Source organism: Caballeronia udeis (assembly GCF_044909315.1).
In the GTDB taxonomy this organism is placed as follows: domain Bacteria; phylum Pseudomonadota; class Gammaproteobacteria; order Burkholderiales; family Burkholderiaceae; genus Caballeronia; species Caballeronia udeis_A.
This window is the reverse complement of the sequence record NZ_JBIYEB010000008.1, coordinates 250,296-277,119: the sequence shown is the minus strand read 5'-3', so window position 1 is coordinate 277,119 and position 26,824 is coordinate 250,296. Positions and strand designations below refer to the sequence as shown.

Here is a 26,824-nt window from a genome sequence, read left to right as displayed (position 1 = left end):
TGCAGCAGGTTGACTGAAGATATCGGCTGGACACTGACGGCGTTGGGGTCGCCTACGCGTTCAAGCGACCCGCCGGAGTGCCATGTCGAAAGCTAAAACCTGCCTTCGACAATTTCGCAATTGGACGGCATGTCCACGCATCGAGCGGCATCATCCATGCTGATTTCGTTCAGGATGACTCGCACCGCCTGAAGCGTCCAGCCGTGCGTGACAACCAGCACCGTCTGAGGGCTGCTCAGCTTCAGGTCAGCAATCAGCGCCTGAATACGCGCGAGCATTCCCGTGAAGGGTTCGCCGTCCGGCATGGAGGTAGTCGCCGGTGCGCGGGCAATGAACCGCTGAAATTCATCGCCTGACTTTCCCTCGAATTCGGCGCCGACGCGGTTTTCATTCGCTAGCCGATTAACGACTTGCGGTACCTTCAGTACCTCGTTCGCCAACCACGCTGTCTGACGCGTGCGCAGGAATTCCGAGGTCACGATAAGCTCGATTTTCTCGTCCTTGAGGCGCTCGCCCAACGCTCTCGCCTGCGCTTCGCCCTTCTCGGTCAGATAGAACCCGGTACGGGGATTACTGTTGCAAACCCCGCGGACGTTGCACGGATATTCGCCGTGGCGCGCGAAGATGATGCGTTTCGATGCGGTGCTGGGTTCGGACAGCCAGTTTGTTTCGGACATGTAGTGAGAAGGGACAAGGGACGTGGGGCGGATTGTACCAATCCGAATGCCTCTTAAGCTTGGCCACCCTCGCGAAGCGGGACCGAATGAACCCACGATCCTTCACGGAACACAACTGCTGACCAAGCGCGGGACTAGCCGGAGCCACGCGCCTGCACTCGACGATTTCATCCACGTCCATGCCGTGCGGACAGCTCTTGCAAGTCCAGGTCATGCTCGAGGACGTGCAGCATCTCATCGTGAATGGCGCCGGAGCGATGCAGACGGAGCAACTCCTTGCGCCCGGCGGCAATGGCCGCCAGCACGACATCGAAATGAGTGACACGTTGCTCTTGCGGGAAGTCTGCACGGTCCGCATAGGCTTCGGTAAGCGTTGCGCGGTAGGTGTACTGCTCGAGCAGCCGGGGATGAATCACCTTTCCCTCGCTGTCGCGTACAAGCGGTTCAATAGCGGCGAGTTGCGCCGCCTCCAGTTTCGCCCACGCTTGCGGCTCGGTCAGATGCTGGGTGGTGGAATCCGAACTGCGATCAGGGTTGATCCATTCGATGAGAATGCCAATGGTGGTGCCTTGCAGCAGCACGGTCACAAGGATGACCGCAAACGATGCGACAAGGATCAGGTCCCGGCCGGGCAGGGTCTCCGGAAGAGACAGCGCCACCGCGAGCGTGACCACGCCGCGCATGCCTGCCCAACTCGTTATGGTTGCGGTTCGCCAGTCAAGCGCCGTGTCCTCATGACCGTTCACGCGGCGCCATGACATGTTGAAAAATTCGGTTGCGAAGACCCATACGAAGCGCGACAGCACTACGGCAGCGAGCACGGCGGCGACGGCTGGCGCGAGCGTCATCAGGGCGTCGCCAGCGCCCCCGGACCGGGCGATGACACCTCGCAGAGACAGCCCGATCAGGATGAATACGAGCGCTTCGAGCAGGAAGACAATGACCTGCCAGAAAGCCGTGCCGCGCATGCGAACGGTAGCGCTCAAGACTTCGTGTTGATACCAGCCTAATGTCAGGCCGGCGGTGACTGTCGCAATGACACCGGAGACGCCGAGCATTTCGCCGGCAATGTAGCTTATCCACGGCGTCAACACGCTGATGGTGATGATGAGATAGTCGTCATCAAGGCATCGGACGATCTGCACGATCAGATAACCCACCACGCCACCGACCACCACGCCGCCCAGGCCGAGGAAAACGAAGCTCGCCGCAGCATGTCCCATGCTGAACGTTCCGGTAAGCGCTGCTGCAACGGCGAAGCGAACCAGGACGAGGCCGGCGGCGTCGTTGAGCAGGCTTTCTCCCTCGAGGAGAACCATCAGCTTGCGCGGCAGAGCCAGGCGCTCGAGCACGGCCTTGGCGGCAACAGCGTCAGGCGGCGACACAATGGCGCCGAGCGCGAAGCAGACAGCACATGGCAGGCCCGGGACAACCAGGTGAGTGACTACCCCGACCGCAAGGGTTGTGAACGCAACGGCACCAATGGCAAGCAGCAGGATGCCGCCGATATTGCGCTTGAGTTCTTCCCACACGGAGAAGTAGGCGCCGTCCATGAGAAGCGGCGGCAGGAACACGACAATCACCAGGTCCGGGTCAAGGTGAACCGGCGGCAGACCCGGCACGAATGCCATGGCAATGCCGCCAATGAGCAGCGCGGCAGCGGGGGGCAACTTGAGACGCTTGGCTAGCAACTGCAAGCCGATCATCACGATTAGCGAGAGCAGGACGAGCTTGAATGCGGAGACGGAGGACATGGATTTCCCTGCGGAGCGTCGGTCAGGCGAAGCTTACCCGATGGTGGGCGGTATTTCGTCGGAATTCAGATGCGCGCCGGTTGCCGCACAAGGCGCCAGAGCGAGCGCTTAGCGGCAGGAACTATCTTCCTTTAGACTTTCCCATTCGTGACATCGACCGCCTTAAGGTGATTCAATGAACATTGAACGATATAGATGCTTCGGCGCAACCGCGCTGAATGGAAACAATGCGCTGGTTGTCTCCGGTCCGGAACTCGCAGGCTGGTCGCTTGCGGACCGCCAGCAATTCACTGTCGAGCAACATGCTCACGCGTGTGTTTTTGTAGACGCTGACGGTGCGGAGAGCGGGCAGTTCACGCTGGATTTTTATTACCCGCATACACGGAGCCCCTTGTGTCTGCATGCGTCACTCGCCGCTGCCGACCATGTCTGGAAGACAGGGCAGCACGGCGGTGCATTGTTGCTGACGTCGAGCATGAAGCAGCAAGCGCTGGCGTTCGACAGAGCAGACGACAATATTTTTGTGTCGGTCGATGTACAGCAGGCAGGTTTCCCCGATATGTCTATCTCCGACATTGCAAAATTATTGCGCTGCGATGCGGACGTACTCATGCCGTCGCCCAAGGTGGCGTCCGTAGGCAGCCCCAAGCTCCTTGTGGAAGTGGAGAGCGAAGAGGTCCTGTACTCCCTGCGCCCTGATCTGGAGGGGATCACGGAATGGGGGCGAACGAATGGCGTCAATGGTTGCTTCGCCTATGCGCGGACGCGCGCAAGCCCGAGCCTGTATGCGGGTCGTAATTTCAATCATCTCGACCCGGCGCTGGAAGACGCGGCTACCGGCGTCGCCGCGGGCGCGCTGAGTGTCAGGCTGGTTGCGGATATAACGCTCTATCAGGGGCGGAATCTGGATAACCCTTGCGTTATTCACGCTGCCCGCACCGCTGACAAAATACGGGTAGGCGGCCGCGTTGCAATGAGCAAGTGAGCCAGTTTGGGTCTGGCCTGACCCCGGCAGCTTAGGCGGAACCGTATCTGGCCAAATGGATTCATTCCAGCCGGGTTATTGAATAACGTCCTAAACTGGAAGGAGCGTTTAACCAAGCGAGAGACAGCCATGACGATCACACCCAAGCTCGCCTTCGCTGCCGTGACGGGGACCGTTGTCTATCTCGGACTGGCTGTCCTGGGCTGGGGTGGCTTTGCCGCTTTCTTCTCGCACCCTGCGCTAAGCGTCGTGGCTATTGTCACAGTGATGTTGTCGGTCTGGGGACTCTTCAGTAGCGTCAACGTGAGCCCGGGCGTGAGAGAGGATCGCGGTAACCGCTGGGTTATCGCCGCCTTCGCAATAATAGGACTGCTGGCGGGATATCTGCCGGCCTACACGGACCGCACGGAATTCTGGACACTCGACGGCGACACTCTCCGATGGTTCGGCGTGGTCTTGTTCATCGTCGGCGGTGTGCTGCGGATATGGCCAGTTTTTGTACTCGGCCACCGTTTCAGCGGGCTGGTTGCCATCCAGCCCGGTCATACGCTGGTGACGACCGGTACCTATGGCGTCATCCGGCATCCCAGCTATCTGGGCCTGCTCGTCAATTCGCTGGGGTGGGCATTCGCCTTTCGTTCGGGAGTTGGCGTATTGCTCACGGTGCTCACTATCCTGCCGCTCGTCGCGCGTATCCGTTCGGAAGAAGCGCTGCTGCATGAGCAGTTCGGAGCCGAATACGATGCTTATCGTGCCCGTACATCGCGACTGATTCCCGGGCTTTACTAAGAAGCGCTAACACAATGAAGGTTGAAGTTGCAGCCAGCAAATGCAGAATTAGTATGTCTATGATCAACAGAGAAAGATTCCTCGCGCCGCTCGCCGAATCTGGTGTCACGCAAGTCGAGTGCGGGCCTGATTGCTGAGCAGACCAAGCGGCCGTGCTCCGCGCGTACGGTGCGTTCGTGGGTCGCTTCGCCGGAGACGCCCAGTGTGCACGCCTGTCCAGACCGGGCGATCGAGGCACTGGAGCGGCGCCTTAAAAAACTCAAAAAGTAGTTGCTTGAATAGGCACATGTGCCGATTATGACGAATCGTGAATCGGGAGATTTCCGTGAGACCTTCTATAGCCCTTGACGCGCATCACGCAGAGATTCGGCGGATTGTCGAAGCCAACATGGCGACGAATCCACGAGTCTTCGGTTCGGTCGTCCGTGGTGAGGACAAAGACGGTAGCGATATCGACATTCTGGTCGATGCGCTGCCAGGCGCGACGCTGTTCGATCTGGGCGGTATTCAGTACGAGTTGCAGGAACTGCTCGGAGTACGCGTCGATCTGCTGACGCCCCGCGATATTTCAGTGAAGTTCCGGGCGGATGTGTTGGCCGAGGCGGTCCCTGTATGAACGCGAAGCAGCGTCAGTTGCGCCTGCAGGACTATCTCGAACACATGCCCGAAGCGTCGCGTCTTGCGCAGCAGTAGCTCGCTGGAATCGACAAAACTGAATTCTTTGCCAGTCGAATGATCCGGCAAGCCGTGCTGATGAACATCGTCATCATTGGATGCCGTCGGGCGAACCGTGGGATGACGCCTGCGTGCAACTGCACCTCGACGCTGCGGAGATTCTTGAAGAGTCTCTGTCGGACCGTCGTGATCACGAGCAGGAAAAGCGCAAGGCGATTTGCGCGTACGCGAAACAAGGAACACTCTCACTTCACGTGTGCACAATGGGATCAAAATGAACCAGTTACCGACACTCATGCCTACTAGCGCCGCCGATGAAACCTACGGCGGGGTCACATATCACATTGGAGGCGAGCTTGTGCCGGTGCTATCGGTCGACGTGTCACGTCAGTCGGTCTTCTTCGAGCACCACATCCTGCTCTGGAAGAACTCCAACGTAAAGATTGGCTTGCGCCCGATGAAAGGCGCATTGAAGCGCATGATGGCGGGCATGCAGATCTTCGTCACCGAGGCGAGCGGCAATGGCACGATCGCTTTCAGTCGCGACGGAGCCGGGCACATCGTTCCAATTCACCTCGGAAGAGGCGAGGAACTGGATGTACGCGAACATCAGTTCCTGGCGGCGACTGCGAACGTTGAATATACCTTCGAACGCGTGCGCGGCGTCAGCAACATGCTTTTCGGCAAAAGTGGTTTTTTCATCGATAAGTTCCGGAGCGAGTCGAGTGAAGGTGTGCTCTGGCTACACGGCTACGGGAACGTGTTCGAGAAGGAACTCGCGGCCGGCGAGACTATCGATATCGAACCGGGTGGCTGGCTGTACAAGACACCAGGCGTCAAGATGGAGACGGTGGTTGACAAGCTCACGAGCGGTTTCTTCGGAGCCGGCATGAATTTCATCGTGAACAGATTCACAGGACCAGGACGCGTTGGCATTCAATCGATGTACGTCAATTACGAGACTGCCGACAATTGACGGTCGGGCGCAGAACCTGAATGCGGACCGGATTTTGACAGTCACGCAATATGAAGTAACCGCGGACACCGGCACGATTGATCCACAAGCCAGCATATTGTACGAACTGAATTGTCGAGATCGGATGATGCGCGAGTTGAGCATCCCGATTCATGCGGGCAATAAGAACGGCTTCAGCGACAAACCGGGCGAGTGGAAGTATGTCCCACCAGAAGGTAACAGTGCACGCCTGCTGAAAATGCTTTGCGCCGCTCTCCAACTATTCACGTCGGCAAACAAACGCGTGCTCGCTCGATCTAGATAAAGGGAGGGAAACTTGGATTATCGAGACTTATTGGCTAAGGCTGCCGAACTGGATCGCCAGATTGCCTCGGCCCGCGAAGTCGAAGCAGCGGCAGCTCTAGCGGAAATCAAGGCGAGCGTCGCCGAGTTCGGATTTACGGTCGAAGACGTGTTCTCAACCAAAAAGGCAAGGAAGGAACGCAAGCGTAGCGGACCAACGTATCGAGACCCGGAGTCGGGCGCCACTTGGAGTGGAATGGGGCGGGAACCTGGTTGGATCAAAGGTAAGGATCGCGCAGCATTTGTTGTTGGCGACGAACATTCGGCCTCGGAAAACAGGGAATCGCCGATTGCACAGCTTGAGTCATTAGGATTGCCAGCAACTTTCCCCGCAGCGTTGATGCCCGAAGCCGGATCGCGCTTCGTTAATGATTGCGTCAAGGGTATGGACAAAGTGGCGCTCATGAAGCTCGCACGCGATAGGGGCTTCATGCCGTCGTGGTCTCGCCTCGCGCACCTTGGCGCTGGCGTGTACGAGCTTGGGCTGACAATTGATCGTTGTGGCGTTCCCCTGTTGGTGCGAATGAAGGTGGTAGAGCCGGCGTGACCATCGCGAGGAAAATGTATCGCTGCATTTATCAACCGCCGTCAACAAGGTAAAGAGCGCAAGAGGAAAGCTGAGTGTTGATGGAACTGCCGGGCGTCGTCCGCGATTCGTGGTACGCGCAGCAACCGCTTACTCTTCATTACGCAAGTACTGGGCTGAGTTCACACTCGACGGCCGACTTGTAGGTGACGTTACAGAAGCGTTGGCGCTGCATCACTTTGATTTGGCTCAGTCGGACTAGCCACTATGCAAAGCTTACCTGCCGCCCTGAAAAGCCTCGTAGCGAGCGAGCCGGCGTTTGGCGTTATTGCGTTCCGGTGCATCGATCCAATGCTCTGCGCCGGCGGCATACGGCTTGCATGCGCCTCCTTACCGGCTGAAAGACTCGAGCCCGGACCGGTTGACAGGGCAATTGCAACGGGACGTTTCTTCTCGCTACGCTTACACCCCGTGCGAGCACTTGCTCATTGCGAGAATGTAACTGTGTAACGCGGTGAAAAATGGCTGTAGCCCGAATGTAGATTTGGCTCTCTAGGATGCATGAACGCAAACCGTTGCGATTCATTCATGCAAGGAGATCCCCATGCTCAGCCCTCACGAGTTGTCGACACTGCTCCTGATCCAGCATTCACCGTCGCAGGTGGAACCGCAATGTTCCGATGTGGCGAGTCTCGAGCACGAGCACCTCGTCCGGATTGAAGCGACTACGAATGGCCGGGCCATGCCGCGACTGACCGCGCGAGGCTCCGAGTTATTGCAGCAGTTGCATCGATTCTGCACCCGTCAGTTCGCCGACTATCACTAATCCGTCCGCCGGGCAGCACCGTCCTGTGTCATGACAAGCGCATGCGCAGCGGTGAGTATAGACAGCGCCAGTTCGCGATCGTCCACCGCACGCGCCAGTGTGATCGCTCCCACGATAGCGGCCGCCACCCCTAGTCCCGACGCTTCGTTTTCACTCCCCGCTGCTTGCGTCAACTTCGCTGCAAGCCGCCGCAAATAGGTGGTGTAGAGCGCCTTCACATCCGCCGTTGCATGCACCGTATCGCCGGCAACTGCACACAGTGCGCATCCGGTGCCTGGATTGTCCGCGTGCGTGGGGTTCAGGTAAGCGTCGGCAATCGCCTCCAACGGCGTCTTTGCATGTTCTGCCGCATCGGCCATGCGCGATCTCAAACGGGTCTGGCCTTTCGTCAGTGCCTGTTCCAGCGCGGTCCTGATCAACGCCTCACGCGATGAAAAATGCCCATAGAACGCGCCGTGCGTCAGTCCCGCACTGCGCATGCAGTCGGCAACGCCCAGCGCTTCAAGGCCGCGTTCGCGAATCGGCCGCGCGGCCGCATCCAGCACACGTTGCCTGCTCTCCGCCTTCTGTGCCTGTGAAAACCCCATCGCATCCCCCGCTTGACAATCTGCATGATGAAAATAATACTGAAATTGTGGATTATGTTCAACATACAGATGACGGCGTATCGATACAGCCGATGCATCTTTCAGCCGCGGCCGGCGGCGACCAGCACAGGAGAAGGACTCATGCGATTCACAGAAAAAACTGCTTTGATTACAGGCGGAAACAGCGGTATTGGTTTTGCGACGGCGAAGTTGTTGATTGCCGAAGGCGCGCGCGTGGCGATCACTGGGCGTGACCGCGCAAAGCTCGACGAGGCGGTTTCGGAGCTTGGTGCAAACGCGCTTGGCATTCAGGCGGATCTTGACGATCCCACGGCAATCGATTCGGTGATCAAGCAAGTCAGTGATGTTTACGGTTCGCTTGATATCGTGTTTGCCAATGCGGGTATTTCAGGGCCAACGCCATTGGGCAGTACTACCGCCGCGGCGTTCGAGGCAATTTTGCGCACCAACGTGACCGCGGTTTTCCTGACGGTTCAAGCCGCGTTGCCGTTGATGCCGGCAGGGGGATCGATCGTGCTGAATGGTTCGGTCATGCGTGAGCTTGGGCGGGCGGGTACGGCGGCTTATTCGGCGTCCAAGGCCGCCATCACCGGGATGGCGAAAGTGTTTGCCGGCGAGCTCGTGCAACGCGGCATTCGCGTGAACACGGTGATCCCCGGTGGCACCCGTACGCCGATCTGGACCCGCGGCGCACGGGCGGGCGCGACAATCGACGGCACGGAACAAGCGTTGTCGGGGGCTATTCCAATGGAACGTTTCGCTGCTGCGGAGGAAGTTGCGGAGGCGGTTGCGTTCCTCGCGTCGAATGGTGCGTCCGGAATCACGGCTGCCGAGATTGTGGTCGACGGCGGCACGACCGGCGCGCCATGGGCTTCGCCAGTGCTTCGTGCAAGCTGACCGCCTCCTACCCCCGCCGCAACGCGCGCAGGGGCTTGGCCGCGCTGTATGACACGCCCTGCGGGTACGCTCACCGTCCCCGCAGTGTCTCCGATGGAGATTCGCCGAACATCGCCTTGTAGACCATCGAGAAACGCCCAAGATGCGCGAAGCCGCAATCGAGGGCAATTTCAGCGACCCTCACATCCAGAGGCGCCGCACGCAACGCATCGCGTGCACGTTCCAGCCTTAGTTGCCGCACATACTGCATGGGACTCACGCCGCGAAACTGCTGAAAGCCGTCCCGTAACGTGCGGGTCGAGACACCGGCAGCGTTGGCAATATCGAGTAATTCCATCGGCTCCCTGCAATGCGCTTCAATGAATGCTTCAGCGCGCTTCACGAAGCCAGGTGACACGGGCGAGCGCTTCGAAGCGAAACCCGATTCCCTATCCCTGCCCACGTAACCCGTGGCGAACAGATCGATCAGCAAACCTTCAAGATGCGTCGCCACACGCGGATTGCTGCGCGCACTCGCTAGCAATTCGGGCGAACTCGCGACCAGTTGCAATTGCTGCATCCAGCCGCGCAAATCCGAGCTGCCCACCGGCACCAGCGAGGCAAAGTCCTGCGCGGCCAGCCCCGCGTGCGCGTTCAGCGCTACCGGATCGATACGCAGCACAAACTGTTCGCAGCTAGGCGAGAGCAGTGCATCGAACGCCTGCCCCGGCGCACATAAAACGCCCTGGTCGCGGTTCACCTGCATGGAACGCCCCATCGTGCGAACTTCAGCGTTGCCGTTCACGCAAAACATCAGCAGGTAATAACCGTCCACCGCCTTGACGTCCACGCGCATGGCGTCGCCGAAAGCGATCGTGCCGAGACCCAGTCCGCCGAGCCTGACGAAATCCATATGCGAGCGGCCGCGGCCCGTGCCCGAGGGGACGAGCGCGTGCGGCTGCATCACGCGCGAGATCAGTTCGCGGGTTTCATCGAGGTCAGTCGATTCGAATAATCGATAGCCCCGCAGCGCGTTAGCACGAAAGGCGGCTTGCGACATGGATGGTTCCGGTCGGTGAAAACAATCACGGCGATGCTAAGGAAAATACCTGGACACATGGTAATTCACTTCGCCGTTCTGCCCGAGTCGCGTGCCGCGCGCCACCCGCATCCCGGCGAAAACGTGCCGGAAGTGGATAGCGGAGCCTGCGCGCAGCCGTTATCGGATAGACCCGCTATTTTGGCGCTCCAAAAATCGCAGTACACCAATCCCCCACAAAAGGAGAAATCGCCGTGGAAACGAATGCGATGAACGCCCAGGATGTACCGGAGGCACCGGACGCACCGGACGGCGGGGCCGAATTCCCCCTTCGCCCGATGAACCCGCTCGACTCCGATGCGGTAATTTTTCCTCATGACGACGGCTCGCGCGTGCCCTACAAGGTCTTCAGCTCGCAGGCGGTGTACGAGCGTGAGCAGGAGCGGATTTATCGCGGACCCACCTGGAATTTCGTGGCGCTGGAAGCCGAGATCCCGAACCCGGGCGACTTCAAAAGCACCTTCGTCGGCGACACGCCCGTGGTGGTAACACGCAACGACGACGGCTCGCTGGCGGCGTGGGTCAACCGCTGCGCGCATCGCGGCGCGTCCGTTTGCAGGAAGTCCCGCGGCAACGCAAGCTCGCACACGTGCGTGTACCACCAGTGGAGTTTCGACAAGAGCGGCAACTTGCTGGGCGTCCCGTTCCGGCGCGGCCAGAAAGGCATGACGGGCATGCCCGCCGATTTCAATCCGAAGAATCACAGCTTGAGAAAGCTTCGCGTGGAGAGTTATCGCGGGCTGGTGTTCGCGAGCTTCAGCGAAACGGTCGGTCCCTTGCCTGAGTATCTTGGGGCGGAAATGCGGCCCTGGATCGATCGGATCTTTCATAAGCCGATTGAGTATCTCGGCTGCACGCGGCAGTTTTCGAAGTCGAACTGGAAGCTTTATTTCGAAAATGTGAAGGACCCGTATCACGCGAGCATGCTGCATCTGTTCCATACGACGTTCAATATTTTCCGCGTCGGCATGAAGGCGCGTTCCATACCCGACGCCACCCACGGACTGCACAGCATCATCACCGTGACGAAGACGGGCGAGGACACATCGGCGGCCTACAAGCAGCAGAACATCCGCTCCTTCGACGAAGGCTTCGCGCTTGAAGACGACTCCATCCTCGGCCTGATTTCCGAATACGAAGAAGACACGACCAATCATATCCAGCCGATCTTCCCGCAACTCGTGATCCAGCAGATCCACAACACGCTGGTCGCGCGCCAGTTGCTGCCTAAAGGACCCAATAGCTTCGAGCTGATTTTCCACTTCTTCGGCTATGCCGACGACACACCGGAGATGCGCGAGCTGCGCATCAAGCAGGCGAACCTGGTGGGACCTGCGGGCTATATCTCGATGGAAGATACCGAGGCCACCGAACTGGTCCAGCGCGGCACGATCCGCGACGCCGGCGCGACCTCGGTGATCGAGATGTCACGCGGCAATCCGGACCAGCAGGACACGGTCATCACCGAAAGCCTGATCCGAAAGTTCTGGGTCGGTTACCAGAAGCTGATGGGTTATTGAACGTCGAGGAACGAGATCATGGAAGCAATGAAGCTGTGGTTCGAACTGCACATGCTGCAGGACCAGTACATCAACAACCTCGACAACGATCGTCTCGAAGCCTGGCCGACGCTCTTCACAGAAGACTGTCTGTACGAGATCGTTCCCAAGGAAAACGCCGACATGGGCCTTCCGATCGGCATCATCTATTGCAACAACCAGAAGATGCTGCGCGATCGCGTGGTGTCGTTGCGCAACGCCAATATCTTCGAGGAACACAGCTACCGGCACATGACGTCCGGGCTCTGCGTGATGGCGGAGAAGGACGGCGTGATCGAGACCGAGAGCAATTACGTGGTGATCCAGACGCGCACGAACGGCGAATCGAACGTGTACCAGGCGGGCAAGTATTACGACAAGGTGGTGCGTACCGACGCCGGTTTGCGATACCGGTCTAAGCGCGTGATCTATGACACTTCGCGTGTGCAGACCCTGCTCGCCACACCGATCTGAAGGAGACAGGAATGAACCAGTTGGCTCACACGTGGTTTCCCGTTGGCGCACTCGATGACTTCGAGGAAGGAGAACCGGTCGCTGTTGTTGCGGGTAACAAACCCATCGCGGTCTTCCGTTTAGGTGATGAAGTATTCGCGTTGCACGATCTTTGTACGCATGGTCACGCGCGTCTCTCCGAGGGCTTTGTTGAGGACGGTTGTGTCGAATGTCCCCTGCATCAGGGGCTTGTCGATATTCGGACGGGTGCGCCGCAATGTGCGCCTATCGTGGAAGCGGTTCGCACGTATCCGGTTCGCATCAACGAGGGCAGCGTCGAGATCCATGTCGAATGAAGCGTATGTGATCGCCGGCGCGGGACACGCCGCGCGGCGTGCGGCCGAAACGCTTCGGCTGAAGGCACCGGAGAGCCGCATCCTGATGATCGGCGAGGAGGCTGAACTGCCTTACGACCGGCCGGTGCTGTCGAAGGATGCGTTGCTTGGGGTCGAAGGCGAGCAACGCGCTTTTATCCGCGATGCAAACTGGTACGCGCAGGAGCGTATCGAGATGCGGTTGGGCGTGCGGGTGACGGCGATCGATCGTGAACAGCAGTGCGTGTTGCTGAGCGATGGCGCGCGGGTCGGCTATCAGCGCTTGCTGATAGCAACCGGATCGCGGGTGCGGCGTTTTGGCGGACCGGTCGACGAGGGCGTGAAACTGCACTACGTTCGCACTATTGCGGACGCGCGTGCTCTGCGCGAAGTGCTCGCGCCGGACGCTCGGGTCGCTGTGTTGGGCGGCGGGTTCATCGGGCTGGAAGTGGCTGCGTCGGCGATATCGCGTGGCTGTGCTGTGACGGTCATCGAGCCCGCAAGCCGCTTGTTGCAGCGTTCAATGCCGGCTGAAGTTGGCGCGTTCATGCTCGGGCTGCATCGGCGTCATGGCGTGGATATGCAGCTCGACACCACGCCGCTTGCCATCCACAAGACGCCCACCGGCGCGACGGTCAAGACCGATCGCGGTGAAGTGCATGCAGACGTGGTGGTGATCGGCATAGGCGTTGTGCCTAACGTGGAGCTGGCCGCATCGGCGGGATTGCTCGTCGATAACGGCATTGTGGTGGATCAGCACTGCCGCACCGCCGACCCGCTGATCTTCGCGGCGGGCGAAGTGACGAGTCACTTCAACGCGCTGCTGGGGCGGCATGTGCGGGTGGAGTCGTGGCAAGTGGCGGAGAACCAGCCTGCCGTGGCGGCTGCGAACATGCTTGGCGGCGAGGAACCTTATGCCGAGATGCCGTGGCTTTGGTCTGATCAATATGACTGCAATCTGCAGACGCTGGGCGTTTTTGCGGCGCATCAATCGGTCTTCAGCCGAGGTGATCCGGAAGGCGGTTCGTTCTGCATGTTGGCGCTCGGCGCGGACGACAGACTCGAGGCTGCGGTGACGGTGAATTGCGGTCGGGAAGTGGCCGTGTGCCGGCGGTTGATGGCTGCGGGAAAAGTATTGGACCACGCCCGTCTCGCCGATCCGGATACACCGCTTAAAGCCCTGCTCAAATAGAGGCTTGTCCGGACCGGCAGTGATGGGCTGGCCCGAACGAACGCTTATTCCGAAGGCTGGGAAGCGCGCGCGTATGATCTACGTCTGGAAGTTTCCGGGGCGGTGCGGTGAGTGGCGAATACTCGTCCACCGCCCACCGCCGCGAACAAAAACTGGACGTAGAGGAGAGATTCAACGCATGAAGTTCGACACAGTCGTGCTGGGCGCGGGCATCGTAGGGGTATCGATCGCCATTCATTTGCAAAAGCGCGGCCGCTCGGTTGCGCTGGTGGACCGCAAGCCTCCCGGGCTCGAAACCTCGTTCGGCAATGCGGGGCTGTTGCAGCGCGAGGGTGTCTATCCCTATGCGCTTCCCCGCGACATCGGCACGCTGATGCATTACGCGCGCAACTCATCCATAGACGTTCATTACCATCGCGATGCATTGCCCGCGCTCGCGCCTTTCCTCTGGGCGTACTGGCGCAATTCCGAACCCGCACGCCATGCTGCCATCGCGCGCCAGTACGCCACGCTGATTGAACATTGCGTGACCGAGCACGAGGTCCTCGCGAAGGACGCCGGCGTCGAGTCGTTGTTGCGGCCGACGGGCTGGATCAAGGTGTTCCACACTGACGCCGCACGGGACGACGAGTTGCGCGACGCCGAGCGGTGGCATCGCGAGTTTGGTGTGCAATACAAGCTCCTCGATCCGGCGAAGCTGCAACTCGCCGAGCCGCATCTCGACCGTTCGCTGGTAGGTGGTTTGCATTACACGGATGCCGTGTCGGTCACCGATCCGGGTGCGCTGGTCGCGGGTTATGCGGCGTACTTCGAGCGCCTCGGCGGCCGCTTCCTGACTGGCGATGCAACGTCGCTGGAAGCCGAGGGCGACGGTTGGCGCGTGATGACGCAAGACGGTCCGGTCAGTGCGTCGTCGGCGGTGATTGCGTTGGGGCCCTGGGCCAAAGACGTGACGTCGGCATTGGGCTACCGGCTGCCGCTTGCGGTCAAGCGCGGTTATCACATGCATTACGCGCCGCAACCCGGGACGGTGCTGAATCATCCCGTGCTGGATGTGGACAACGGCTTCCTGCTCGCGCCAATGGCACGCGGCATTCGGCTTACAACAGGCGTTGAGCTGGCGGATCGCGATGCGCCGAAGACACCGGTGCAACTGATGCGTGCCGAGCCCGTGGCGCGTACGCTGTTCCCGCTGGGCGAGCGGGTGGATGACGAACCGTGGATGGGCCGGCGTCCGTGTACGCCCGACATGATGCCGATCATTGGCCCCGCGCCGCGTCACAAGGCCCTGTGGTTCGCGTTCGGACATGCGCATCACGGCTTGACGCTCGGTGCGGTCACCGGCCGGCTGATCGCGTCACTGATGACCGGAGAGGAGCCGTTCGTCGATGTCACGCCGTTCAGGGCCGACCGCTTCGAGTCGATTTGAAGCCGCCGGCGATCGCCCACCTCGCCCACCTCGCCCACCTCACTCACCTTGCAATCGAGACCCCGATCTGAAAATTTGTCGATAGCCCCGTAGAATCGGGGCTGACGCTCAAGCATGTCCCGCTCGTTCCGGCCCTGAGCGGAACGTTGAATCCCGACCTCCGACCCTAATCGTGCCTACGCCAATGAACGCTACCGCTACCACTGCCGAAAACCACGTGAACCAACCCGAGATCTGGCTGATCCGTCATGGTGAAACCAAATGGAGCCTGTCCGGCCAGCACACGGGCCGCACCGATATCCCGTTGACGGACCACGGGCGCGAACAGGCGCGAACGCTGCGGCCGGTGCTCGCGGCGCAGCCCTTCGACCTGGTGCTGTGCAGCCCGATGTCCCGTGCTCGCGACACCTGCGCTGAAGCAGGTCTTGGTGCTCAGGCAGAAGAAGAGCCGCGCTTGAGCGAATGGAACTACGGTATTTATGAAGGCCGTACGACGCACGATATCCGCGCTGAAGATCCTGACTGGGCCGTGTGGACTTCACCCATGCCGGAAGGCGAAAATGTAGAAGCCATCCAGGCGCGGGCAGAGTCCTTGATCGAGCGGCTGCTTGCCACGAAAGGGCGCATCGCGCTGTTTTCGCACGCGCATTTCCTGCGAGTTCTCGGCGCCTGCTGGATGGCCGATTCAGCGGCGCTCGGAGCCCATTTACTACTCGATACCGCGTCGGTCAGCGTGCTTGGTTTCGATCGCGAAACCAGGGCGCTGAAGCAGTGGAACGTGCGTTATCCGCTGTCGTAGGGCAACAACGCCTCGAGCTTAGAACAGGTCCTCGTGCCGGAAATTCACGAGGATCTCCGCGACACTCGCTGTATTCGGCATCGCTATGGTGTTCGCGATCAGCAAGGCCAGATCCTCGGGCTGGGTCAATTCCTGGGGGTCTAGGTCGGCTACGCCCGCGGCCATGTCGGTATTCACGAAGCCGGGGCAGATCGCCGTCGCGCGAATGCCGTCATCCCAGCCGGCCCGCCGCACCGCATGATTCAACGCTATTACCGCATGCTTCGACATCTGGTAACCCGCGTTCAGGTTTTTCACGCGTTTGCCCGATAGCGACGCAATCTGCACGACCCGGGCGTCGCCGGGTTTGCGCAGATGCGGCAACGCGGCCTGGATCAGGCGGAAGGGCGCCTTCACGTTGATGTCGAGAGTCTCTTCGAGTTGCTCGCTCGTGCCGTCCTCAAGCGTGATGTGCGTGCAGATTCCCGCATTGTTGATCAGGACATCGATACGGCCAAAACGCGCGACGGTCGCGTCGACCCAGCGTTGTCCGCCAAGCGGATCGCGTGCTTCATAGGCAAACGTGAATGCGTCGAAGGGCATGCGCGACGCCGAAGGGTCACGCATGCCGAGTGACAACCGATAACCTCGCCGGCGCAATTCGGTGGCCACCGCCAGGCCAATACCGCGATTCGCACCGGAGATCATTGCTACCTTGTCCATGGTCCAGGTCCTTGCTTAAAAGCCCGCGTCAATAACGATCTTCGTGCCGTCACTGAAACGGCTTAGCCGGAACATGTGCGGATCGACGAGCGGCGTGTCGTTCACAACCAGATCCGCCATCAGTTTTCCTGCAGCCGGACCGATGCCGAAACCATGCCCTGAAAATCCGGTGCCGATGAAAAGCCCCGGCACACTTTCAACGCGCGATATCACGGGAATGGCATCCGGTGTCACGTCCATGAGACCCGCCCAGCGCTGCGCGATACGCGCGCCGCTCAGATGTGGAAAGACCTTTACGAACTCACGCAGGCCGGCGTCGGTGTAAGCGGAAATGGGCTCGGGGTCGAGCGTGCGAACGTCCTCGAAGGCGGTCCGCTGATCGAGTGCCCAATGACGCGGACGACGCAGTTCATCGAAGAAACGCGCGCCCAATCCAATCCGCAATGCGCCCATCTGACTCTTGAGCGCAGGGATATATTGAGGAAACAGGCGGAAGCTGTCAGGCGTGATATCCGTGTAGGTGCGAAAGCCGAACGCAATAGTATAACCGCCGTCCGCGCGCTTGCGGAACGCAAACTCCTTGTTACTGGCGCTCACCGCAGGACCGCCTTCAATAGGCGATGTCCGCAACACGGAAGCCTTCACCATCAACTGCGGCACGTTGACATCCAGGTTCCCGCAGAAGAGCCGCGACCACGCGCCGCCTGCCACCACCACGCTCTTGCAGCGGATGGTTCCCAGCTCGGTCACCACCGCGCTGACGCGTCCGGCGCTTGTTTCCACACCGCGCACCGCACAGGGCGTGAGGATTTTCACACCGCGTTTGCGTAGCGCATTTGCGATTGCCGGAGCGGCTTTCTGAGGTTCGGCGCGGCCGTCGCCGGGCGTGTACAGGCCGCCCTTGAACGACCTCGTTGCGCCAGGCAGCAGACCGGCCACGGTCTTGGGATCGACTTCACGGGTATCGAATGCATCGTTCCCGGCTAATGCGCGCGCTTTCTCAAGCCAGACGCGATGCTCGTCCATCTTTGCATTGTCGTTAGCCATGTAAAGGATGCCGCACTGCCTGAAGCCGGTGTCGATGCCAAGCGTACTGTCGAGCGTGCGCCACAGCTTCAGGCTTTCAATACTCAGTTCGAACTCTCGCATGTCGCGATGCGTGACACGCACCCAGCCCCAGTTGCGGCTGGATTGTTCGCCTGCTATATAACCCTTCTCGCACACTGCAACGCGCAGGCCTTTATCGCTTAGATACAACGCAGTGCTCACGCCAATAATGCCGCCGCCGACCACCACGACATCCACTTCGTCCGGCAGGAGGGTGTCGTCGGTGACGGTCTCGACTGGTGGTCCCATAGGCTTGTTATTCCCCGGCTTTGGTTTAGTTGTGTTGTTCGGCCATGCCCGCGCGTGCGGCCGCTGCCTGACGCTTGAGTTGCTTGCGCGTGGTGGCGCCGCTTGCGCCGCCGTAGCGTGGATTCGAATGCCGGTTGGTCCAGCGGTCGATATGATTGATCGCGTGCGTGAGGGGTACGGTAATCAGCAAGTAGACGAGCCCGGCCGCGACCAGCGGAGACAGGTTGGCCGTGTTCACCGACGTGTTCTGTCCAATCGTGAACAAGTCCCGTTGCGAGGTCAGCAAGCCGAGAAAATACACGAGGCTTGAATCCTTCACGATCGAAATGAACTGGTTCGCCAGCGCAGGCAGAATGCGCCGGATGCCTTGCGGCACGATGACATGACGCATGGCGGTCCAGTACGTCATGCCTAGCGCCTGACAGGCGGAGAGCTGCCCCTTGCCCACGCTCTGGATGCCCGAACGAAAGATCTCCGCTATATACGCAGATGAAATCAGTCCGAGCGCCACGATGGCAAGCGGATACGGATTCGGGCCGAACACCGCGAGCCCGACCGGCGCCAGCCCTTGCCCCACGAGCAGGATCACGAGTGCCGCCGGCAACCCGCGAAAGACCTCGACGAACACGCGTGCCGGCGCTTCGAGCCAGCGCATGTGCGACACCGCCATCAGCGCCAGCACCATGCCCGCAATGATCCCTAGCAAGGTCGAGAACAGCGACAGCACGAGCGTATTCACGAGCCCGGTTTCGAGCAGCGAAGGCAGCGATCCCGTGAGCAACTGCCAGTCGAGGAAGTTCTGCAGGAATGCGTTCATGGCGCTCTCCGGATCATGTCGGCGAAAGGTCAGCTACCGGTTTTCATCTCGTACGGCGGCAGGCTGGCGGGCTTCGGATAACCAGGATGGAACTGTGTGTAGAGCTTCATCCAGGTGCCGTCCGCCACGAGCTCGTTAAGCGTCTTGTTGACCGCGGTCTCGAGTTTGAAGTTGCCCTTGCGCATCGGAAAACCGGCCGGCAGGTTGATAGCGGAAATATCCAGCCGGTCGGCAAGATTCAACTGCGGGTACTTACTTTGCAGACCGTCGACCAGCGATTTATCGATGAAGAAACCATCGATATATTTCGAGCGCAAGGAGAGAAAGCCTGCGTTCACGTTCGGGAACCGCACGATCTGCGCACCCGGCAGGTAGCTGTCTGAATACGTGTCTTCAATCGTACCCTGGACCACGCCGATCCGCTTGTCCTTGACTGACGCTTTGTCGCTCGTGATCGCGCTGTCGGGCAAGGTCGCTACGCTAAGCAGCCCGGTAAGATAACCCTCGGAGAAATCGACCATTTTCAGCCGGTCTGTCGTGATCGATATCGATCCGGCGGCGAGATCGATCTGCTGGTTCGACACGCTCGGCAGCAAACCGCTGAAGTCCTGCGCACGAAAGTCGACACTCAATCCCAGCTTGGCGCCAATCGCGCGCAGCAACTCCACGTCGAAGCCGGTCATCTTGCCGTTATCGATGTAGGAATAGGGCTTGTTGTTGGCGTCCACCCCGGCCATCAGTTTGCCCGGCGCAAGCGTGCCGAGGTCGTCGGCATGCGCGCCGGTCGCGGCCATCAACGAGAGGGAAGCGACGATAGAAACGAGGCTGAAAAAGTGTCGAAACCGCATGATGTTGCTCCAGGGGAAACCAGCGATGAGTTGAAATACGACAGGTCGATGCAGCGTCACTAACAGGCTTGAACACGAACGTCAGGGTCAGGGTTAGAACAGCGCGCCGCGCACGCGGCCGTTCCAGCAGTCGTCGAGCTGATAGAGCACGGCGCCCACCGGCACGCTCAAGCTGCGCGCGATGCCGCCCGGACTCAGCGGAAACGGGCCTTCGCCGAACGCACCGGGCGCGGTGTCGAGGCCTGATAGTGTTCTTGCAATCCGCTGCCCGAGGTAAGTCATCAAGGCGACGCCATTGCCGTTGCAGCCGAGTGCGTAAAACACGCCGTCATGCTCGCCGATATGCGCGAGCTTGTCGCCGGTCATGGCAACGTATCCCTTCCATGCATGCGTGATGCGCACGTCGCGCAAGGCGGGCCAGAGCTGGACCATCTTCGCGTGCAGGATGCGGGCCGCCTCGCGTTCGCCGACTTCGCGAAACGACGGACGCGAGCCGAACAGCATGCGCGTGCCGTCGGGCGAAGGGCGCGTATAAAACAGGTTGCGCTTGGAGTCGCTGATCATGCGGCGGCCCGGATTCAAGACATCCATGAGTCCCGGCGGCAGCGGTTCCGTGGCGATCTGATAACTCGCCACCGGCAGCACGCGACGCGATAAAAAGGGCGACAGGTTTCCCGTATAACCGTTGGTCGCGACCAGCACCCGCTTGGCATCGACCTTGCCGCGCGCGGTGTGGACAGCGAAGCGCGCGCCGGTCCGTTCAATCCGTTCCACGGCCGCGTGCGAATGCAGGCTTGCACCGCAACGCCGCGCAAGGCCGCGTAGCGCGCGGTGATATTTCGCCGTATGCAGGCCGCCGTATTCATCTACCAGAATGCCGCCGTAGTAGTAGTCCGACCCGACTACCGCGCGTTGCTCGGCACGTGTCACCACGTGCACGGTCACGCCTGTTTTCTCGCGCAGCAGCTCGCCTTGCTGACGCAGCCGCTCGAAATGACCGGGAGTGAACGCGCCGAAAAAGCGGCCTGGTATCTGCAGGTCGGCGTCGAGCGATTCGCTGGTTATCAGGTGCTTGAGATACTCGAAACTCGCCATGGATTCGGCCATCAAGCGGCTCAGCCGCTCCGCCGATACCCCGCGAATGGCGTCAGTCAACGCCATTTTTTGCCCGCTCGACAGCATGCCGCCGCTGCGCGTGCTGCCGCCCGCGCCGATCTCGGCGGCATCCAGCACAGCCACCGACGCACCTTGCCGCGCCGCTTCAGCCGCCGCCGATAACCCGCAATAGCCGCTCCCCACGACCACCAGATCCACGCTCGACGGCAGCGCGACGCGCGACGTTTCCGGCGGCGCGGCGTCCCACCAATAAGGTGCGATGCGGAAGTCATCGTGGAAAAGCAGTGCGTCGGCTCGCATGGTTGGCTGGCAGTGACGGGTTGCAATCAGTCTAGGAGCGGTTCTTTCATCCGGTCAAATACGGCCAAAAAGGTCTGCTATTCATTTTTGATATGACAAGCTTCCATGCGGACCGGGAAAATACGGGAGGAGGAACACACATGAACCAGAAGCAAATCGAAGCGTTCAGGCTGGTGATGCTGCGCGGATCGATGACTGCGGCGGCTGAAGAACTCGGCACGTCGCAGCCCAGCGTCAGCCGCCTGATTGCGGAGCTGGAGGCGTCGACGGGACTGGCGCTTTTCACACGCAACGGTGGCCGGATCCAGGCCACGGTTGCAGGCACGGCGTTCTATCGTGAGGTCGACCGTAGTTTCGTGGGACTCGAAAAGCTCGGTCATTCCGCGCGGGAAATCCGTCAGTTCGGCACAGGCCGGCTGCGTCTGGTGGCGCCGCCGGTGCTCGCATTATCGTTCGTACCCCTTGTGATCGAGCGCTTCCTCGCGGCCTATCCGCGTATTGCGGTGTCGCTGGAAATGCGCAGCGAGGGCACGATCCAGCGCTGGGCATCGTCGGCCTATTGCGACGTTGGTTTTGCCACCACCACGCCCGATGCATTCGGTGTGACCAGCACGGAGTTGTATCGGCTGGCGGGGGTCTGCGCGCTGCCTGCCCAACATCCGCTGACCGCGCGCAAGCGCATCCATGCGCGTGACCTGAGGGACCAGAGCCTCATCCTGCCGTCCTATGCCGACGACACACGCTCGTCGCTCGACCGCGCGTTGCGGCAGGCCGGCGTGAACCAGGTGCCGGTGATCGAGACGCCTTACGGTGCGACTATTTGCGCCATGGTCGCGCGTGGCCTGGGTGTGGGCGTGGTGAATCCGCTGGCCACGTCCGATACCAATCCCGCGCGCATTGTATTCCGGCCGTTCTCGCCGGACGTGATGTTTCGCGGCTTCACGGTCTGTCCTCAATTACAGCATCCGAATCCGCTGGCGACGGCTTTCCTCGCTCTGACCAAGGAAACGATGGCCACTGAGGTGGCCCGTTTGCGAGCTCCTGCCGCAATGTTCTGACCTTTCCCTGCCACGTGTCTCGCCGATTTTTCTTGACGCCATATATTCACATATATAAAGTTTTATTCACGGAAAGGAATAATTAGATAGAAAAACCGCTACCGATGGAGACGAAAATCTTGGCTCAAACCCCTCTGGGTTCGCTCGACGGCATTCGCGTGATCGATTTATCGCGCGTGCTGGGCGGTCCTTACTGCACGCAGATCCTCGCCGACCATGGCGCCGAAGTCATCAAGGTCGAACCTCCCGCGGGTGATGAAACGCGCACCTGGGGCCCGCCGTTCGACGGCGATACCGCGTCGTATTTCCTCGGCGTGAATCGAAACAAGCTGGGCGTGTCGCTGGACCTGTCGGAGGAAGCGGGGCGCGCGAGGCTGCTGGCGCTGCTCGAAACCGCTGACGTGCTGATCGAAAACTTCAAGCCGGGCACGCTCGAGCGCTGGGGTATAGGTTACGAGCAACTATTGCAGGCGCGCTTTCCGAAGCTCGTTCATTGCCGCGTATCCGGTTTCGGCGCGGATGGTCCGCTTGGCGGCTTGCCGGGCTACGACGCTGCGATCCAGGCGATGACCGGCATCATGAGCGTGAACGGCGAGGCGGAAGGCGAGGCCTCGCGCGTGGGCATTCCGATTGTGGACATGGTCACCGGTTTGAACGCCGCGCTTGGCATCCTGATGGCGTTGCGCGAACGCGAAGGCAGTCAGCTTGGGCAGTTCGTGGAGTCCACGCTGTTCGACTGCGCGCTGTCCCTCCTGCATCCGCATACGGCGAACTACTTCTACTCCGGCAAGCCGCCGCAGCGCACGGGCAATGCACATCCGAACATCACGCCGTACGACATGTTCCATACCGGCGGCGTGGATATTTTCCTGGCGGTGGGCAACAACGCGCAATTTACAACGTTGTGCGAAGTGATCTGGACGCCTCAGCTTGCGGACGATCCGCGCTTCGAAAGCAACAAGGCGCGCACGGCGAATCGCCGGGAACTGCGGCGCGAACTGGAAAGCGTGTTCGAGCGTTGGGACGGGGCGGTACTTGCCGATACGCTCATTCGCCGCGGTGTGCCGTGCGCGCCGGTGCTGTCCATCAATGCCGCGCTCGATTTGCCGCATACGGCGCACCGGGGGATGGTGGTGTCGATGGAAGGTTACAAGGGCATTGCCTCACCGATCAAGCTCAGCCGCACGCCTGCCACCTACCGGACGCCACCGCCCAAGCTCAACGAGCACGAGGCGCAGGTTTTCGATCAAACCCTGAAAGGAGACGCCTGATGCTCGCACTGACCGGCACTATTGCGATCGTCGCGCTGTTCGGCCTGATCATCACCAAGCGGCTTTCGCCGCTGGTGGCGCTGATCGCGGTGCCGACGGTCGCGGCGCTCGCCGCGGGCTTCGGCTTGTCGACAGTGAAATTTATCGTGCACGGGGTGCAGGCTATCGGCCCGGTAGCGGGCATGTTTGTATTTGCGATTCTTTTTTTCGGAATCCTAACCGATGCAGGTATGCTCGATCCGATCATCAACGGCATCTTGCGGATGGTCGGCGCCAAACCCACGCGAATTGTGATGGGGTCGGCGTTGCTTGCGCTGCTGATTCACCTGGATGGCTCGGGCGCGGTCACGTTTCTCGTCACCATTCCTGCCATGCTGCCGCTCTACACGCGCCTCGGACTCGACAAACGGATCCTCGCTTGTGTTGCATCGATGGCGGCCGGCGTGAACTTCCTGCCCTGGGTGGGGCCCATGCTGCGGGCCTCCGCCGCGTTGCATATCCCGACCACGGTGATCTTCTATCCGATGATTCCGCTGCAAGCGGTCGGCCTCGCGTTTGTGTTCGGCTCGGCTTACTGGCTCGGCAAGCGCGAAGAGAAACGCCTTGGCCTCGGCAAGGGCGCGCCGGAGGCGGTGTTGCAGCCGCGTGAACTCTCCGCGGAGGAAGCGGCGTTGCGACGGCCCGAGCGTTTCTGGATCAACGTGGCGCTGACGGTGGTCGTGCTCGCCACGCTGGTGAGCGGGATCGTGGACCCGGTCGTCATGTTCATGCTTGGCACCGTGGTCGCGCTGATCGTGAACTATCCGGAGGTCGACGCACAGCGCGCCCGCATTGACGCCCACGCGAAAGCGGCGTTGATGATGGCGAGCGTGCTGCTCGCGGCGGGCGCATTCACCGGCATCATGTCCGGCACCGGCATGCTCTCCGCCATGGCGCAGGTCGTCGTGCAGCACGTTCCCGCCGAACATGCACGCCACATGCCGTTCGTGCTGGGTTTGCTGTCCATGCCGTTGTCCCTGCTGTTCGATCCCGACTCGTTCTACTTCGGCATTCTCCCCGTGATGGCGGAGAGCGCGAAGCTGCTTGGCGTGCCGCCCATACAGATGGCGCAGGCTGCATTACTCGGTCAGATGACCACGGGGTTTCCGGTCAGTCCATTGACTCCCGCAACGTTCCTGATTGTTGGTTTGACAGGCGTTGAACTGGCCGAGCACCAGAAGTTCACGATCCCGTTCCTCTTCGCGGCCACGTTGCTGATGGTTGCGGCAGCGGTGGTGATCGGTGTGTTTCCGCTATAGTACAGGACTTCTTCTCATGAATTTCGAACTCACCGAAGACCAGCAATCCATCAAGGCCGCGATAGAAAAACTCTGCGAACGCTACGATGACGACTACTGGCTCGAACGCGATCGCGAAGGCGGTTTCCCGCACGACTTTCACCGCACGCTGGCGGATGCGGGCTGGCTCGGCATTGCAATGTCGCAGGACTACGGCGGCTCGGGCCTTGGCATGACCGAGGCTGCGCTGATGATGCAGACCATCAGTGCGTCGGGTGCGGGTTTGTCGGGCGCATCGGCGGTGCATATGAACATCTTCGGGCTGAATCCCGTGCAGGTGTTCGGCAGCGCGGAACAGAAGCAGCGCTTCCTCCCGCCGTTGATAGACGGGACCGACAAGGCGTGCTTCGCCGTCACCGAACCCGATTCGGGACTCGACACCACACGGCTTAAAACGCAGGCCGTGCGCGATGGGGACCACTACGTGCTGACGGGTCGCAAGATCTGGATATCGACGGCGCAGGTGGCGAACAAGATGTTGATCATCGCGAGGACCACGCCGCTCGATCAGGTGGCTAAACCAACGCAAGGTCTGAGCCTTTTTTATACGGATCTCGACCGCACAAAAGTTGAAGTGCGCGAAATCGAGAAGATGGGCCGCAAGGCGGTGGATTCGAACATGCTTTTCATCGACGGCTTGCGCGTTCCCGCCGGTGACCGGATCGGCGAGGAAGGCGAGGGCTTCAAATATTTGCTGCACGGCCTGAATCCGGAGCGGGTCCTGATTGCAGCGGAAGCGATTGGTCTGGGTCAGGCTGCGCTACGGCGAGCCACGCAATATGCGAAGGAGCGCGTGGTGTTCGGGCGTCCGATTGGACAGAACCAGTCGATCCAGCATCCGCTCGCGCAGTCGTGGATGCAGCTTGAGGCAGCCAGCCTGATGGTCTTCAAGGCGGCCTCGCTGTATGACGCCGGCAAGCCGTGCGGCGCCGAAGCAAACGCCGCCAAGTACCTGGCCGCGGAAGCGGCCTTCCAGTCATGCCAGACCGCAATGGCAACGCTTGGCGGAATGGGGTACGCAAAGGAGTATCACGTCGAACGTTATTTGCGCGAGTGTATGATTCCGAGGCTCGCACCGGTCAGTCCGCAAATGATCATGTGCTTCATTGCAGAGAAAGTGCTTGGACTGCCTAAGTCTTACTAATGCGTACTAGCACGAGCCGCATGGGAGCAAGCGCTTTGCATGCGCTGCCCTAAAGGCGCTGGGAATCTGCCTTAAACCAGTGGAACGAATTGCCATGGATGTCAAACTCGTTGCACGCACGCTCGACTTGTTCGAACGTTTCGCCACGGAACAGCGGCCTTTGCCGCTGACCGAACTCGCCCGGTTGATGGACGTGCCGGTATCGAGTTGCCTCGCGCTTGCCCGTACGCTGGTGAGCCGCGGGTACCTCTATGAAGTAAAGAAACGCGGCGGTTATTATCCGACCCGGCGGCTGCTGCAGCTTGCGCAAGCGATAGACGCGGTCGATCCCGTGGTGGAGATGCTGCACGCGCGGCTGGTCGCATTACGCGACGCCACCGGCGAGACCATCGTGCTCGGCAAGATTCACGATACAGCCGTGGTTTATCTCGACGTGGTGGAGTCGTTCAAGGCGATTCGCTACATCGTGAAGCCGGGTGAGCTTCGTCCAGTGCATGCCAATTCGATCGGCAAGGCGATCTTTGGCGAACTCACGCCGGAACAGCAACAGGCGCTGGCAGCGAAGCTCGGGTTCGAGCGGATGACCGATCGCACGACAGCGGATCTAGCTGCGCTCGTGATCCAGGCGGAGGCTGCCAAGAAACGCGGCTGGCATGTCAATCTTGGGGAGAGTGCGCCGGAGCTTTCCGCGGTGGCGATTGCGGTGTCGGTTGGTGGGGACCTGTACGGTATATCGGTGGTCGGGCCGACCGAACGGATCGAGAAGCAGCAGGACGCTCATGGAGCCGAGCTCGTGCGTGTGAAGCAGGAGATCGATGCGCAGGAGAAGTGAGGGGCTTTGGTTTATCCAGACGTTGGTGATGCCGGCGTTGATATCTCTTTGCGCGCTGGATGCTCCCGTCAAGGCAAGGGCAGTCTGGCATGAGCCTTCTTGTTTCGGTCGCTGAAGCGTACACC

General features: G+C 60.5%; 28 protein-coding genes. 19 read left to right on the top strand and 9 right to left on the bottom strand.

The features are described 5' to 3' along the window. Positions 1 to 92 precede the first annotated feature (92 nt). Complete coding sequence (locus ABH944_RS16015; protein ID WP_404607384.1) at positions 93 to 677, bottom strand: histidine phosphatase family protein; 585 nt, start codon at positions 675 to 677, stop codon at positions 93 to 95. A gap of 167 nt (positions 678 to 844) precedes the next feature. Continuing rightward, entirely contained in the window at positions 845 to 2,431 is a 1,587-nt protein-coding gene (locus ABH944_RS16010; protein ID WP_404607386.1) for a Na+/H+ antiporter, read from the bottom strand. A gap of 175 nt (positions 2,432 to 2,606) precedes the next feature. Between ABH944_RS16010 and ABH944_RS16005 the strand changes: the two genes are divergently transcribed. The 7 genes from ABH944_RS16005 to ABH944_RS15975 all read left to right on the top strand — a co-directional run bounded on the left by ABH944_RS16005 (position 2,607) and on the right by ABH944_RS15975 (position 7,550). Beyond that, the gene (locus tag ABH944_RS16005) at positions 2,607 to 3,416 is read left to right on the top strand and encodes a PhzF family phenazine biosynthesis protein (RefSeq protein ID WP_404607387.1); all 810 of its coding nucleotides are present in this window, start codon (positions 2,607 to 2,609) and stop codon (positions 3,414 to 3,416) included. A 129-nt stretch (positions 3,417 to 3,545) separates the two neighbouring features. Then, positions 3,546 to 4,205, top strand: coding sequence for a methyltransferase family protein (locus tag ABH944_RS16000; protein ID WP_404607389.1), 660 nt, complete (start codon positions 3,546 to 3,548; stop codon positions 4,203 to 4,205). Positions 4,206 to 4,530: 325 nt separating this feature from the next. Then, complete coding sequence (locus ABH944_RS15995; RefSeq protein ID WP_404607391.1) at positions 4,531 to 4,821, top strand: nucleotidyltransferase family protein; 291 nt, start codon at positions 4,531 to 4,533, stop codon at positions 4,819 to 4,821. 333 nt (positions 4,822 to 5,154) lie between these two features. Next, positions 5,155 to 5,856: an AIM24 family protein gene (locus ABH944_RS15990; protein ID WP_404607392.1), complete on the top strand. Its 702-nt coding sequence runs from the start codon at positions 5,155 to 5,157 to the stop codon at positions 5,854 to 5,856. Positions 5,857 to 6,172: 316 nt separating this feature from the next. After that, positions 6,173 to 6,745: an H-NS histone family protein gene (locus ABH944_RS15985; protein WP_404607393.1), complete on the top strand. Its 573-nt coding sequence runs from the start codon at positions 6,173 to 6,175 to the stop codon at positions 6,743 to 6,745. A gap of 109 nt (positions 6,746 to 6,854) precedes the next feature. Further along, complete coding sequence (locus tag ABH944_RS15980) at positions 6,855 to 6,986, top strand: DUF6998 domain-containing protein (protein ID WP_404607395.1); 132 nt, start codon at positions 6,855 to 6,857, stop codon at positions 6,984 to 6,986. 342 nt (positions 6,987 to 7,328) lie between these two features. Beyond that, positions 7,329 to 7,550, top strand: coding sequence for a hypothetical protein (locus ABH944_RS15975; protein WP_404607397.1), 222 nt, complete (start codon positions 7,329 to 7,331; stop codon positions 7,548 to 7,550). Here the strand turns inward: ABH944_RS15975 and ABH944_RS15970 are convergent. Further along, a complete protein-coding gene (locus tag ABH944_RS15970; RefSeq protein WP_404607399.1) occupies positions 7,547 to 8,137 on the bottom strand; it encodes a TetR/AcrR family transcriptional regulator in 591 nt (196 codons plus the stop codon). The genes ABH944_RS15975 and ABH944_RS15970 overlap by 4 nt on opposite strands. Positions 8,138 to 8,278: 141 nt before the next feature. Between ABH944_RS15970 and ABH944_RS15965 the strand changes: the two genes are divergently transcribed. Beyond that, positions 8,279 to 9,055: an SDR family NAD(P)-dependent oxidoreductase gene (locus ABH944_RS15965; protein WP_404607401.1), complete on the top strand. Its 777-nt coding sequence runs from the start codon at positions 8,279 to 8,281 to the stop codon at positions 9,053 to 9,055. Between the two features lie 70 nt (positions 9,056 to 9,125). On the opposite strand, the gene andR is transcribed toward ABH944_RS15965, so the two are convergent. Then, entirely contained in the window at positions 9,126 to 10,094 is a 969-nt protein-coding gene (andR, locus tag ABH944_RS15960; RefSeq protein WP_404607403.1) for an anthranilate 1,2-dioxygenase regulatory protein AndR, read from the bottom strand. 317 nt (positions 10,095 to 10,411) lie between these two features. Here andR and andAc point away from each other — a divergent pair, with 317 nt between their 5' ends. The 6 genes from andAc (at position 10,412) to ABH944_RS15930 (ending at position 15,918) form a co-directional block, all read left to right on the top strand. Then, entirely contained in the window at positions 10,412 to 11,653 is a 1,242-nt protein-coding gene (gene andAc / locus ABH944_RS15955) for an anthranilate 1,2-dioxygenase large subunit AndAc (protein WP_404607734.1), read from the top strand. An 18-nt stretch (positions 11,654 to 11,671) separates the two neighbouring features. Continuing rightward, the gene (andAd, locus tag ABH944_RS15950) at positions 11,672 to 12,145 is read left to right on the top strand and encodes an anthranilate 1,2-dioxygenase small subunit AndAd (RefSeq protein ID WP_404607405.1); all 474 of its coding nucleotides are present in this window, start codon (positions 11,672 to 11,674) and stop codon (positions 12,143 to 12,145) included. 11 nt (positions 12,146 to 12,156) lie between these two features. After that, complete coding sequence (andAb, locus tag ABH944_RS15945) at positions 12,157 to 12,480, top strand: anthranilate 1,2-dioxygenase ferredoxin subunit AndAb (RefSeq protein ID WP_097271495.1); 324 nt, start codon at positions 12,157 to 12,159, stop codon at positions 12,478 to 12,480. Continuing rightward, the gene (gene andAa, locus ABH944_RS15940) at positions 12,470 to 13,690 is read left to right on the top strand and encodes an anthranilate 1,2-dioxygenase system ferredoxin--NAD(+) reductase (RefSeq protein WP_404607407.1); all 1,221 of its coding nucleotides are present in this window, start codon (positions 12,470 to 12,472) and stop codon (positions 13,688 to 13,690) included. Before andAb ends, andAa begins: the two co-directional genes overlap by 11 nt. Before the next feature lie 178 nt (positions 13,691 to 13,868). Then, a complete protein-coding gene (locus ABH944_RS15935) occupies positions 13,869 to 15,119 on the top strand; it encodes an NAD(P)/FAD-dependent oxidoreductase (RefSeq protein ID WP_404607409.1) in 1,251 nt (416 codons plus the stop codon). Between the two features lie 217 nt (positions 15,120 to 15,336). Further along, the gene (locus ABH944_RS15930) at positions 15,337 to 15,918 is read left to right on the top strand and encodes a histidine phosphatase family protein (RefSeq protein ID WP_404607411.1); all 582 of its coding nucleotides are present in this window, start codon (positions 15,337 to 15,339) and stop codon (positions 15,916 to 15,918) included. Between the two features lie 18 nt (positions 15,919 to 15,936). Here ABH944_RS15930 and ABH944_RS15925 read toward each other — a convergent pair whose 3' ends face one another. The 5 genes from ABH944_RS15925 to ABH944_RS15905 form a co-directional block, all read right to left on the bottom strand. Then, entirely contained in the window at positions 15,937 to 16,620 is a 684-nt protein-coding gene (locus tag ABH944_RS15925; protein WP_404607412.1) for an SDR family NAD(P)-dependent oxidoreductase, read from the bottom strand. A gap of 15 nt (positions 16,621 to 16,635) precedes the next feature. After that, positions 16,636 to 17,976 (bottom strand): NAD(P)/FAD-dependent oxidoreductase, encoded by a 1,341-nt coding sequence (locus ABH944_RS15920; RefSeq protein ID WP_404607414.1) that lies wholly within the window; start codon positions 17,974 to 17,976, stop codon positions 16,636 to 16,638. 25 nt (positions 17,977 to 18,001) lie between these two features. Then, positions 18,002 to 18,793 (bottom strand): amino acid ABC transporter permease, encoded by a 792-nt coding sequence (locus tag ABH944_RS15915; protein WP_062083230.1) that lies wholly within the window; start codon positions 18,791 to 18,793, stop codon positions 18,002 to 18,004. A 29-nt stretch (positions 18,794 to 18,822) separates the two neighbouring features. Continuing rightward, positions 18,823 to 19,641 carry a substrate-binding periplasmic protein gene (locus tag ABH944_RS15910; protein WP_404607416.1) on the bottom strand — a complete coding sequence of 273 codons (819 nt, stop codon included), beginning with the start codon at positions 19,639 to 19,641 and terminating at the stop codon, positions 18,823 to 18,825. Positions 19,642 to 19,734: 93 nt separating this feature from the next. Beyond that, positions 19,735 to 21,057, bottom strand: coding sequence for an NAD(P)/FAD-dependent oxidoreductase (locus ABH944_RS15905; protein ID WP_404607418.1), 1,323 nt, complete (start codon positions 21,055 to 21,057; stop codon positions 19,735 to 19,737). Between the two features lie 140 nt (positions 21,058 to 21,197). Here ABH944_RS15905 and ABH944_RS15900 point away from each other — a divergent pair, with 140 nt between their 5' ends. The 5 genes from ABH944_RS15900 to ABH944_RS15880 all read left to right on the top strand — a co-directional run bounded on the left by ABH944_RS15900 (position 21,198) and on the right by ABH944_RS15880 (position 26,699). Then, entirely contained in the window at positions 21,198 to 22,115 is a 918-nt protein-coding gene (locus ABH944_RS15900; RefSeq protein WP_404607419.1) for a LysR substrate-binding domain-containing protein, read from the top strand. Between the two features lie 119 nt (positions 22,116 to 22,234). Then, positions 22,235 to 23,386 carry a CaiB/BaiF CoA transferase family protein gene (locus tag ABH944_RS15895; RefSeq protein WP_404607421.1) on the top strand — a complete coding sequence of 384 codons (1,152 nt, stop codon included), beginning with the start codon at positions 22,235 to 22,237 and terminating at the stop codon, positions 23,384 to 23,386. Then, positions 23,386 to 24,684 (top strand): CitMHS family transporter, encoded by a 1,299-nt coding sequence (locus ABH944_RS15890; RefSeq protein ID WP_404607423.1) that lies wholly within the window; start codon positions 23,386 to 23,388, stop codon positions 24,682 to 24,684. Before ABH944_RS15895 ends, ABH944_RS15890 begins: the two co-directional genes overlap by 1 nt. A 16-nt stretch (positions 24,685 to 24,700) precedes the next feature. Then, positions 24,701 to 25,867, top strand: a complete 1,167-nt coding sequence (locus tag ABH944_RS15885) for an acyl-CoA dehydrogenase family protein (RefSeq protein WP_404607425.1) — start codon at positions 24,701 to 24,703, stop codon at positions 25,865 to 25,867. Between the two features lie 94 nt (positions 25,868 to 25,961). Further along, positions 25,962 to 26,699 carry an IclR family transcriptional regulator gene (locus tag ABH944_RS15880; protein WP_404607427.1) on the top strand — a complete coding sequence of 246 codons (738 nt, stop codon included), beginning with the start codon at positions 25,962 to 25,964 and terminating at the stop codon, positions 26,697 to 26,699. Positions 26,700 to 26,824 lie beyond the last annotated feature (125 nt).